The sequence below is a fragment of the Dysgonomonadaceae bacterium zrk40 genome, assembly GCA_016916535.1.
Taxonomy (GTDB): Bacteria; Bacteroidota; Bacteroidia; order Bacteroidales; family Dysgonomonadaceae; genus Proteiniphilum.
This window is the reverse complement of sequence record CP070276.1, coordinates 350,477-362,198: the sequence shown is the minus strand read 5'-3', so window position 1 is coordinate 362,198 and position 11,722 is coordinate 350,477. Positions and strand designations below refer to the sequence as shown.

The 11,722-nt window shown below is 52.9% G+C and carries 9 protein-coding genes; 3 read left to right on the top strand and 6 right to left on the bottom strand.

What is annotated here, in order from left to right; genetic code table 11:
* The first annotated feature begins 7 nt into the window (after positions 1-7).
* Positions 8-541: a hypothetical protein gene (locus JS578_01570; protein QRX63979.1), complete on the top strand. Its 534-nt coding sequence runs from the start codon at positions 8-10 to the stop codon at positions 539-541.
* Positions 542-560: 19 nt separating this feature from the next.
* Here JS578_01570 and menA read toward each other — a convergent pair whose 3' ends face one another.
* From menA to JS578_01550, 4 genes are all read right to left on the bottom strand, one after another.
* The gene (gene menA, locus JS578_01565; protein QRX63978.1) at positions 561-1,466 is read right to left on the bottom strand and encodes a 1,4-dihydroxy-2-naphthoate octaprenyltransferase; all 906 of its coding nucleotides are present in this window, start codon (positions 1,464-1,466) and stop codon (positions 561-563) included.
* Between the two features lie 15 nt (positions 1,467-1,481).
* Positions 1,482-2,963: a proline--tRNA ligase gene (locus JS578_01560; GenBank protein ID QRX63977.1), complete on the bottom strand. Its 1,482-nt coding sequence runs from the start codon at positions 2,961-2,963 to the stop codon at positions 1,482-1,484.
* Positions 2,964-3,150: 187 nt separating this feature from the next.
* The gene (locus JS578_01555) at positions 3,151-4,560 is read right to left on the bottom strand and encodes an MFS transporter (protein ID QRX63976.1); all 1,410 of its coding nucleotides are present in this window, start codon (positions 4,558-4,560) and stop codon (positions 3,151-3,153) included.
* Position 4,561: 1 nt separating this feature from the next.
* Positions 4,562-7,126 (bottom strand): glycoside hydrolase family 2 protein, encoded by a 2,565-nt coding sequence (locus JS578_01550; protein QRX63975.1) that lies wholly within the window; start codon positions 7,124-7,126, stop codon positions 4,562-4,564.
* A 143-nt stretch (positions 7,127-7,269) separates the two neighbouring features.
* Here JS578_01550 and JS578_01545 point away from each other — a divergent pair, with 143 nt between their 5' ends.
* A complete protein-coding gene (locus JS578_01545; protein ID QRX63974.1) occupies positions 7,270-9,468 on the top strand; it encodes a bifunctional (p)ppGpp synthetase/guanosine-3',5'-bis(diphosphate) 3'-pyrophosphohydrolase in 2,199 nt (732 codons plus the stop codon).
* On the opposite strand, the gene JS578_01540 is transcribed toward JS578_01545, so the two are convergent.
* Positions 9,465-9,845: a 2-amino-4-hydroxy-6-hydroxymethyldihydropteridine diphosphokinase gene (locus JS578_01540; protein QRX63973.1), complete on the bottom strand. Its 381-nt coding sequence runs from the start codon at positions 9,843-9,845 to the stop codon at positions 9,465-9,467. The two genes, JS578_01545 and JS578_01540, sit on opposite strands and share 4 nt — an antisense overlap.
* 95 nt (positions 9,846-9,940) lie before the next feature.
* On the opposite strand from JS578_01540, the gene JS578_01535 reads away from it, so the two are divergent.
* Positions 9,941-11,329 (top strand): nodulation protein NfeD, encoded by a 1,389-nt coding sequence (locus JS578_01535; protein QRX63972.1) that lies wholly within the window; start codon positions 9,941-9,943, stop codon positions 11,327-11,329.
* Between the two features lie 94 nt (positions 11,330-11,423).
* On the opposite strand, the gene JS578_01530 is transcribed toward JS578_01535, so the two are convergent.
* Positions 11,424-11,708, bottom strand: coding sequence for a hypothetical protein (locus JS578_01530; GenBank protein QRX65019.1), 285 nt, complete (start codon positions 11,706-11,708; stop codon positions 11,424-11,426).
* Between the last annotated feature and the right edge of the window lie 14 nt (positions 11,709-11,722).

The following is an 11,722-nucleotide window of genomic DNA, read 5'->3' as shown; positions in this document are numbered from 1 at the left end:
GGTTTTGATGAAAGATGGAACGTTGAATGCTGCGATGTTGAATTACAATGCGATCACCGAGGAGATTGTCTTTCAGCAAAACGGACAGGTGCTGGCGTTGGCCGACCCCGCGCTAAGCCAGACAGACACGGTGTTCATCAGTGATCGGAAGCTTGTGCCTTTTGAAGATGAGTTCGCTGAGTTGATCCTGAATGGTGAAGTGAAGTTACTGGCTCTTTTACGCTGCAGCGTGATTCCTCCCGGCAATCCGGCTCCCTTTGGGGGTACCTCACAGATCTCATCTGTCGATAAAATTTCAAGGTGGGGTGCGAACAACACCTTTTATGATCTGAATCTGCCCGAAGATTTCAAGATTGAAACCAGCTACATGTATCGCATCGACAACGGATCCGGCTGGAAGAAAGTTAATTCGATGAAACAGCTGAGAAAATTCTACAAAAAGAGTAGAGATCGTTTCGATCAGTATGTTTCAGAACAGGAGATCCAATTTGATGATCCCACCCAAATAGCAGCACTGGTGCAATGGATGGAGGCCGAATAACTACGGTATAAGCAAGTCTCTATAGATTGATACAGAGAACGAATGCGAGCGAGAGCAGAAATCCCGTGAGGGAGGTCTCTTTCAGGTAGGGGTCGAGCCTGCCTCCTTCCCGCTTGTTGATGGCTGCCATGATCGTGATGAGCCTGATGAAGAGGAGCAGGTAGAGATAACCCGGCAGTGAGGAAGGGAGGTAGATCAGGTTGAAAAGGGCGAAGCTGAGGATGGTGGCCAGTGTCATCGCAGCATGGTAACGTTTGGCTCCCTTCAATCCCAGTTTGACAGCGATGGTTCTTTTTCCGGAGGAGCGGTCGTTCTCGATATCCCGCATGTTGTTCACGTTGAGGATCATGCTGCTGATCAGTCCCAGTCCGATTGCCGGCAACAGGGGCAGTGCAACTGCTGACCCTGTGTGGAGGAAGTAGGTGCCGATCACCGGCACCGGTCCGAAAAAGAGGAAGGCGAAGAGATCACCCCATCCCCTGTATCCGTATGCATGGCGTCCCATGGTGTAGAAGAGGGCTGCCAGGATGGAGGCGCCTCCTAGTAGCAGGAGAATCCAGACTGCATCTCCGCTGGCTGTTCCCGGTGCTGTGAAGATCAGCGCCAGTCCGATCCCAATGCATATTGAAACAGCTATGGCCACTGCCCGCTTCATGGCGCGGGGGGTTATGCTGCCTCCCTGCAGTGCCCTTACCGGTCCCTCACGCCGTCCGGTGGTGTCGGTACCCTTGAGGTAATCCCCCAGGTCGTTGGCCAGGTTGGCCAGGATCTGCAGCACTACCGCCAGCAGGAAGGCGAGGATGAAGGTGTGGAGCGTAAAGAGCCCCTTGAACCAGGCCACCCCGCTGCCCAGGATGACACTCGACACCGCCAGGAAGAGGGTGCGTAGCCGGAAGGCTTCTATCCACCTGTTGAGCGATGCCATGTTGCAAAAAGTTGTTTAGTAGGCTCTGGCAAAGATTACCCGCTGTGAGGAGGGCTTACCGGTCACCATGCACTGCCCGGGGCTCTTGTCGCCGTCGAGAGGGATGCAACGGATGGTAGCTTTGGTCTCGTTCTTGATCAGCTCTTCGGTCTCGGCAGTGCCATCCCAGTGGCAGAGCAGGAAGCCACCCTTCTCGATTTCCACCTTGAACTCCTCGTAGCTGTTCACCTCGCGGGTCTGTGCCGTGCGGAAGTCGGCCGCCTTCCGGTAGATGTTTTCCTGCATCTCATCCAGCAAATCCTTGATATGTTGTTCGATACCCTCACAGGAGAGGGTCTCCTTGGTCAGCGTGTCGCGGCGTGCCACCTCCACGGTGTTGTTCTCCAGGTCGCGGCCACCCATGGCGAGTCGTACCGGTACCCCTTTCAATTCATACTCTGAGAATTTCCAGCCCGGTTTCTTGTTGTCGGCATTGTCGTAACGGACCGAGATGCCCAGATCTTTCAACCCCTTCACGATGCCGGTTACTTTTTCGTTGATCTGTTGGAGCTGCTCTTCGTTCTTGTAGATCGGCACGATCACAACCTGGTAGGGTGCCAGCTTCGGGGGCAATACCAGGCCATTGTCATCCGAATGGGACATGATCAGGGCTCCCATCAGTCGCGTGGAGACACCCCAGGAGGTGGCCCAGACGAAATCACGTGCGCCACTCTTGTCGGTGAATTGCACGTCGAATGCCTTGGCGAAGTTTTGCCCAAGGAAGTGGGAGGTGCCCGACTGCAAAGCCTTGCCATCCTGCATCAGTGCTTCGATGGTGTAAGTGTCGAGGGCGCCGGCAAAACGTTCCGATTCCGACTTGTGTCCCTTGATCACCGGCATCGCCATATATTGTTCCGCGAAATCGGCATAGATATTGATCATCTGCACCGCCTCCGCTACTGCTTCCTCTTCCGTGGCGTGTGCGGTGTGTCCCTCCTGCCAGAGGAACTCGGCCGTACGCAGGAAGAGCCGCGTACGCATCTCCCAGCGCACTACGTTGGCCCACTGGTTGATGAGCAGCGGCAGGTCGCGGTAGGACTGAATCCAGTTCTTGTAGGTGCTCCAGATAATGGTCTCAGAGGTGGGGCGTACCACCAGTTCCTCTTCCAGTTTCGCTTCCGGGTCCACAATCACGCCGTTGCCGTTGGGGTCGTTTTTCAGGCGGTAGTGGGTCACCACTGCACACTCCTTGGCAAAACCCTCCACGTGATCGGCCTCTCGACTGAGGTAGGATTTGGGGATGAAGAGCGGGAAGTAGGCGTTCTCGTGTCCTGTTTCCTTGAACATATCATCCAGCTGGCGCTGCATCTTCTCCCAGATGGCGTAACCGTAAGGTTTGATCACCATGCAGCCGCGCACGGCGGAGTTCTCCGCCAGATCGGCTTTGATTACCAGGTCGAGGTACCACTGCGAATAGTCTTTACTGCGGGGCGTAAGCTCCTTCAATTCTTTAGCCATTATCGTGAAAATTCAATCTTTTATTTGTGGGTGCAAAGATAACACCAACTGACTGATTTTACCCCATTCGTGCGACACATTTTTTATTCGCAGGTCTAAAGAATCGACAGCATTGGTCATAAGATTGTTCTGATTCACTTTAAACATGGTATGCGCGAAAAATATTCAATCAGTCAAAACTTCGATTTTATCGGTTTTTCATGTTTCCCCTGTTGTATGAGAGGTAGATTCCGGGGATGCCAATCAGTGCGAAGATAATGAAGCCCAACCGCATGGCCTTGAGAAACATTGCTTCCCCCACCGCCTCCACGGTTAAATCACCGAAATAAAGGGTGAACAGGAGGGTGACCACGCTCATGCTGACAATCTGTCCAAAGACCCTCATTGAGGCTGCCAGCCCGGAGGCCTGCCCGTAGCTGCTTCGTTCCACCGATCCCATGATGGTGCTCATGTTGGGTGAGGAGAAGAGGGCAAAGCCGAGACCCACCCACACGAGGATGGCGATGATCACCCAGATGGGTGTCCGGCTGCCGATCATAGCCAGCATGGCCAGTCCGGAGGAGCAAAGAGCCATGCCTGCAGTGGCGAAGTAGCGAGGTTCAATCCTGTCGGAGAGACGTCCCACCAGCGGGGAGAAGAGGGTCATCATCAATGGCTGGGCGATGATCACCGCACCCGCATCACGGGGGGAGAGCCCCTGGATCTTTTGCAGGTAGAGGCTGAGGAAGAAGACGATGGCGAAGGTGGCGGTGTAGTTGATCAGTGCCGAGAGGCTGGAGAAGGTGAAGAGGCGGTTGTGGGTGAAGAGACGCACCTCGAACAGCGGATGCTGGGTTCTCTTCTCCTGCCGCCAGAAGAGCAGCAACAGGATCAGTGCACCCACCATGAGCAGCCATCCTGGGAGCGCTGGAATGAGTGTGGAGCCGAAGACCAGTGACGTGAGGCCCATCATAAAGAGGAGTGTGCCCCTGCCATCATTTGATGCAGGAGAGTGCTGTTTTCTTGCCGGCTCCTTCAGCTTGAGAAGCGTCAGCAGCAACGTGGCAAAGCCGAGCAGAGCGGCAATGAGGAAGAGCAGGCGCCATCCGGCATAGAGGGTGATGATCCCACCCAGCAGGGGGCCCAGTGCCAGACCTGCATAGACAGCCGAGACGGAGATGCCCAGCACCTGGCCCCTTTTGTGTGCGGGAAAGGAGGAGACCAACAACACCTGACCTGTGGTGCTGGTGAAGGCGGCACCCACCCCCTGCAGGAAACGGGCAGCGATGAGCCATCCTCCACTGGGTGCCATCCAGCAGAAGAGAGAGGAGAGGGAGAAGAGCAGCACTCCCACCTTGAAAAAACGGCTGCTGCCGTGACGGTCGCCCCAGGCTCCTGCGGGCAGCATGAAGAGCGCCGTCGCCAACAGAAACGAGGTGATGATCCAGCTCAGGCCCACGGCAGAGAAGTTAAATTCATTGCCTATGTCCGGGAGGGCAATGTTGACCGCTGAGATGAGGAAGGTGCCCAGGAAAGAGGTGGTGGCAACCATCAGTAGGATGGAGAGACTCTTCACTTCCGGTGCATGTTGCACATTGTCAGCTTGGTGGGTACTCATGTCAGAATGTCTCCCGCATATGCTTCACAGTCACCGCAGTTCTTTCAGCGGCCTTCAACTGCGGGGAGCGGATGATGATGGTGCGTTGTTCTCCCGGCAACAGGTTGATGAAGTTGTCACTGAAGCGGGCTCCCTGAATTGGGATCTCGAGAAAGAGATCCTTGGCCAGCTTCTCGCTGAAGAGCGTTACCCGGTACTCTCCATCAGCGTACTGTACATTGCTTGCGACTGTGGTCTTGGGCAGCTTCAGCCGGTTGGGCCAGTAGAAGAAATGATCCTTGCGCGAGATCACTTCCCCGTTACTGTCGGTGAGGAAGGCGTGAAGCAGGGTGTGCGACTTTTCATCCTCCTTCAACAAATCGGAAAGCTTGTAACTTTTGACAATGGTGCTGGCGTTTGCCGTCGCACTTACCTTTTCCCGAAACTCCTTTTGGATTCCTTTTGAGAAATCGATCACCTGTACCGTAAGGGTCAGGTCATCCCTGTCTGTGAGATAATCTGACAGGGTGTAATAGTGCACCATGCCCTCTTCTTCATCCACCCCCAATGCCAGAGGTGCCAACACGTTGCGCATCCTGTAATGCTGTGCCTTCCAGTTGCCATAGTAGTCGATGCTCGACCAGGATACCACCGGCCAGTCGTCGTTGATCTGCCAGTAGAGTGCACCCATGCAGTAGGGCCTGCCGCGGCGCATCGCCTCCACCGATTCTTCCATGCCGTTGCCCTGCATCACCAGTCCCACATAAACGAAGTCTTCGAAGTTCTTCGGCTCGGGGTAGTACATGTCCATGTATTTCTTGATGAGTGAGTTGCCAGTTGAAGCCTTCTGATGTACCTGCATCACCTCGCTCTCCAGTGCCCACTGTTCTTCGGGTGCGAAGGAGCGGATGGTCTTCATCTCGGGGAACGACTGGAAGCCGAACTCACTGGCAAAGCGTGGCAATCGGTCTGCCATCGCTTCAAAGGGGAGGTGCCCATACCAGAGACCCCAGTCGTGCACGTCGCTTGAGGCGAATTTCTCGGTGTTGCCCCAGTTGGCGTCGTAAGGTGATCCGTGTATGTAACTGCGGGTACCATCCAACTCTTCCACCAATGATGGCAGCAGCTCGCGGAAGGTTTTGTCGTACCCTTCGAACCAGGCCTTCATCACCTCTTCTGGGTACTGCTTGTCCCAACCCCAGTGGTTGAGGGCCTCGTCAATCTCGTTGTTGCCGCACCAGAAGGCGAGGGAGGGATGGTTGCGGAGCCGTTTGATGTTGTAGATCGCTTCCTCCCGCACGTTGGCCAGGAAGGCATCGTCGGAGGGGTAGGGTACACAACCAAATATGAAATCCTGCCATACCAGGATGCCCCTTTCGTCGGCCTGTCGGTAAAATTCCTCATGCTCATAGATGCCTCCCCCCCAGACGCGGACAAAGTTCATGTTGGCATCGGTGATCTGGTCGAAGATCTTCTCGTAGTAGGCTTCATCCTGCTGTGTGGTGAAGATCTCCCCCGGGATGTAATTGGCTCCCTTGGCGAAGAGGGGGATGCCGTTCACCTCGAAGTAGAAGGAACGACCATGATCATCGGGTTCCTGTACCAGGCGCACTGTACGGAGTCCCGTGCGCACCTGCTTCTCTGCGATCAGCCTGTCGCCACGCTTCACGGTCACGAAGAAGTCGTAGAGATGCTGCTCACCCCAGTTCACCGGCATCCAGCGTTGCGGATTGCTGATGGTGGAAGGAATGGAGAGGCTGTTCACCCCTTCCGCCAAACGGACTTCTTTCTGCTCCGATTTCAGCATCTTTCCGTTGAGAAGATAACCGTATGTGAGGGTGGCATCACCTTCTGTGAGAGCGTGAATGGTCAGCTGATGTGCAATCTCTGCCTTCTCCTCAGTCACCAAATGCTGCTTCACGTAGTAATCCTCTATTCGTGCATCGTCATAGAAGAGAAGTGAAACAGGTTTCCAGATACCCATCTGCACGATGCGGATCCCCCAGTCCCACCCGAAGTGGTAGGGAGCCTTTCGGTTGTAGATGCTCAGCTTCTCCTCACGGTGGTCGTTCCCCGCGGGGTAGTCGTAGCCGAAGGTGGCACGGGCCGGCATCATGGTCGCGATGGGTGAGTAGAAACGAATATAGAGGCTGTTCTCCCCCTCTTTCAGCAGGTTCTTCACTGAGACCTCGTGACCCACGAACATGTTCTGCGACCGCAGGATGCGGGAGCCGTTGAGGAACACCTCGGCATGGGTATCCAGTCCTTCGAACCGGAGCAACACTTCGTCATGTTGCAGCTGTGCAGCGGAGACGCAGAATGTTTTTTTGAAATCCCAGTTTTCATCTTCCACCCACTGCACCCGTTCTTCGTTGGTGCCGTAGAAGGGATCCGGCAGTACACCGTGACGCACCAGGTCGCGCTGTACCGAGCCGGGCACCTCTGCGTTGTACCACTGGTCGCTGTTCATCTGTGAGAACTGCCATCCCTCGTTCAGGGAGATGGTTTCGCTTTGCTGTGCATTTGCCAGCAGGGAGAGGAGGGGTAAGAGCATGGTGAGAATCTTTCGCATGGTGATCTTTCGCATAAAATGAAATACAAATATAGATATTCTGGTTCGGTTGCGCAAGTGCAGGGGAGAGGTCTCTCACTTTACTTTTCTGGTGAGAGGATCACTTTTTTAACGGAAAATTGTACATTTGTAAGAGCATTACGAACAACCACAAAAGGATGAACGACAAGCAAACCATCGAACGCCGCGAGTTCCTGCAACTCTATCGAAGGTTATATTCTTTTTTGCGCCAGGCAATGGAGCGCGAGAAGCTGTTACGCCTCAAGGAGATGGTAAGGAGCTCCCTGCAGTCCGCGGAGCCGGGTGATGAGGATGCATATTCCTCCCTTGTCCTCGAGATGCGTACTGCTCTGATTGCCATCAATGAGATAGGACTAAGACAACCCACGGTATGTGCTGTCTTGCTCTATCGTGGAGCCGTTTCGGATCAGTATCAACTGGAAGATATCGGGCGGCTTTTTGGTGAAGAGGTGGAGGTGATCCTGCGGGGGTTAAAGAAGATCAGCCGTTTCAGCGACAAACGATCAGCCGTGGAGTCGGAGAATTACATGAAGCTGCTGCTTTCGATGGCTGAGGATATTCGGGTGGTCTTCGTGATGATTGCAAGGCAGCTGCAGCTGATGCGTGATGCAAAAGGCAGCGATAGCTCCCGACGGCTTGACCTGGCTGTGGAGACCTCCTTTCTGTATGCTCCCCTGGCACATCGATTGGGTCTTTACAGCATCAAATCGGAGCTGGAGGATCTTTCTCTCAAATATACCGACCGTGCGTCGTACGATTATGTGGCACAAAAGCTGAACGAAACCAAGCGCTCAAGAGAGAAATATATCCGTGAATTCATTGAGCCGGTGGAGGAGCGGCTGGCAAAAACAGGGCTGATCTTCGACATCAAGGGGCGTACCAAATCGATTCATTCTATTCTCAACAAGCTTAAGAAGCAGAAGATTGATTTTGAGAATATATACGATCTCTTTGCTATTCGCGTGATCCTGGATGCTCCGGCCGATCAGGAGAAAGCGCAGTGCTGGCAGGTCTATTCGGTGATTACCGACATGTATCAACCCAACCCCAGGCGATTGAAGGATTGGCTCTCGATCCCTAAGAGCAACGGTTACGAATCACTGCACATCACCGTGATGGGGCCCAATTCAAGATGGGTGGAGGTGCAAATCAGAAGCCGCCGAATGGATGAGATTGCTGAGAGGGGACTGGCTGCCCACTGGAAGTACAAGGGGGTGAAAGAGGAGTCGACGCTAGACAGCTGGCTTACCACGTTGCGTGAATCGCTCGAAGACAAGGAGTCCAACCTGAGTCAGAAACTGACCGATTTCAAGCTTGACCTTTATGAGGAAGAGATTTTTGTCTTCACACCCAAGGGTGATCTCTTCAAGCTGCCCAAAGGAGCTACCGTGCTGGACTTTGCATTTGCCATCCACTCGAAGCTGGGAGCTTCCTGCATCTCGGGAAGGGTGAATGGTAAGAATGTGCCGATCAAGCATCCGCTGAAGAGTGGCGACCAGGTGGAGATCAACACCTCCACACATCAGACGCCAAAGCAGGACTGGCTCAGTTTCGTGATTACCTCCCGTGCACGCACCAAGATTCGCCAGCTGCTAAAAGAGGAAGCGGGTAAGCAGGTCGATATTGCCAAGGAGACGCTTTCGCGACGGATGAAAAACCGTAAGATCGAGGTCGACGATGCCCACCTGATGCAGTTGATCAAGAAGCTGAAATATAAAACTGTTACTGATTTTTACGCAGACATCGCGGCAGAGAAGTTGGATGTCAACTGGGTGATTGATCGTTACCTGGAACTGGAGAGCAGGGAAAGCGAGAGCCGTGATGCTGTTCAACAGATAAGTGCCGGCCAGTTCACCCTCAAAACCGACGCTCGTGAGAGCCACAGCAGTGATGAGCTTGTGATTGATCAAAACCTGACCGGCGTTGATTACAAACTGGCAAAGTGCTGCAATCCTATCTTTGGGGATGAGATCTTTGGCTTCGTCTCTTCTCAGGGCATTAAAATTCACCGGGTAAACTGTCCCAACGCACAGGATCTCTTCTCACGCTTTGGCTATCGTGTGATCAAGGCACGTTGGTCGGGTAGTACCGGCAGCTCTAACTACACCATCGTGTTGAGGGTGATTGGCAATGACCAGATCAACATCGTAGCTAACCTGATGTCGATTATATCAAAAGAGGAGGGGGTACAGTTGCGTGCCATCTCCATTGATTCCAACGACGGCCTTTTTCAGGGGAATATATCGGTGATGCTAGCCAACACCTCAATGCTGGAACAGCTTATCAGGAAACTGAAGGCTGTGAAGGGGGTGAAATCGGTAACCAGGTTAAACTAATCGACCGGAGGAGTGAAGGTGGTGAGGAGTTGTTGCAGATATTCCCGTTGAAAATCTTCGGGACGCAGAATCTCGTCGTTGTAACGGATCAGATCAATGTCGATGATCACCTTTCCCTGGTACTTGTCACGCGGTGAACGACCAACGGCACGTTCTGTCTGTTTGATCTTGTCAATCACTTCCACGGGTGTGTAATCTGTCTCAGCCATTGCCAGCACATTCCGAAAAAGAAAGGAGTAACGCTCATCATCCGGTTCCGACAAGACAGACTCACTGAAGACGATGCCGGGAAAGAGGCGCGTCAACATCCTCCGGGCTTTGTCAATATTGGTCCTCGCGAACGTGTTGGATCCTATGCTTAGTAAAATTGTGCTCATACTGTTAAATTGAACTACAAATATACACATTTTTGATGAAAATGATCGGCTCAAACGTAAATCAATTATCTTTGTTCCACTATAACTATTAAAAAATGAAAAATTTACAGGGAGCGTTACTCCTTCTTTTTTCACTTCTCGTCAGCAATATCACGGCACAGGATGATACTCCGCTGATCTACCGGATCAATCTCCGTGAAAACATCGGCAGCAACAGTTGGATTCACCTGCAAAATGGATTGCATGAAGCCGGACAAAAAGAGGCCCATGCAATTTTGCTGCACATGAACACATACGGGGGAGGGGTGCTCGAAGCTGATTCGATGCGAACGGCCATCCTCAACAGCTCCCTGCCGGTATATGTTTTCATCGACAACAATGCAGCTTCGGCGGGAGCTCTGATTGCCACCGCCTGCGATAGCATCTTCATGCGAAACAGTGCCTCCATAGGTGCGGCAACCGTGGTGGAAGGCGGGACAGGTGCCGCGGCTCCGGACAAGTACCAATCTTACATGCGCGGCATCATGCGTGCCACGGCCGAGAGCCACGGTAAAATATCAACCATCGTTGATGGGGACACGGTTCTGCGGTGGCGGCGGGATCCGCTGGTTGCAGAGGCAATGGTGGATGAACGGATTGTAGTACCCGGATATGCCGATTCGACGCAGATCTTGACTCTAACAGCCACCCAGGCCATGGAGCTGGGTTATTGTGAGGGCACCTCCGAGAGCCTCCATGAATTGATCGTGACCCGGCTGGGCATTGCTGATTACCGGCTGGAGACCTATAACCCCACCTTTTACGACAGGGTAAAGGGTTTTCTCACCAGCGGTGTGGTACAGGCACTACTGATCATGCTGATCATCGGCGGCATTTACTTTGAGCTGCAATCACCCGGCATGGGTTTTCCCACTGCAATGGCCATCACTGCAGCTCTGCTCTACTTCACACCGCTCTACCTCACCGGATACGCCCAGAACTGGGAGGTTCTTCTCTTTGTGCTGGGACTGATCTTTATCGTATTTGAGCTGTTTGTCTTTCCGGGGTTTGGCGTTCCCGGTATCGCCGGCATCGTCTTTATCTTCTCTTCACTGGTGCTGGCACTCGTGGGGAACATACGTTTCGGCCTGGAGGGGGTAGATGCTGTTGGACTCTTTCGCGCAGTGATGATCGTGCTGGGAGGTATGGGCATGGGGATGGTGCTGATCATCTACCTCACCGGAAGGATCGGCAAGCCGGGTATTTTGAGAAATGCCGCACTCAATGCCGATGAGGAGGGCTTTGTCTCGGTACCGGTGGAACCCCGCCTGTTGACGGGTAAGAGTGCCGTGGCGGCCACAGTGCTCCGTCCCTCGGGGAAGATATTACTGGAGGGAGCATATTACGACGCTGTCTCTCTGAAAGGTTTTGTAGAGAAGGGGGAAGAGGTGGTGGTGAAACGTTATGAAAATTTTCAGCTTTATGTGATGCGAAAAGATAATTGACCAGGTTTCTGAAAAAAACAAACCCTGAGACATTGTCTCAGGGTTTGTTTTTTGTCTAATAGTTCTTTTATGCAACTGCTTTCAGGCAGCAATCTTAATTGTAAGCAGCCATCTCCTCTTCGCTGTATGCCTTCTTCTTGAAGAAGAAAAAGAGAAGATAAGGGATGAACAACAGAATGATGGCCCAGATGATGTTGCTCAGCTTGCTTCCTTTTTTCATGTTGTTGATGAAGATATGGCCCAGCATCCCTTCAATCACCAATAACAACCCAATGATCAAATTGGTATTGTTTGTTGTGCCCATCAGGAAGGGTACCACCAACAGTGCAACGCCAATGAGCATTACAATCACTCCGAAGTACTTCGCAAATTCTTTCATGTGTATAATAATTA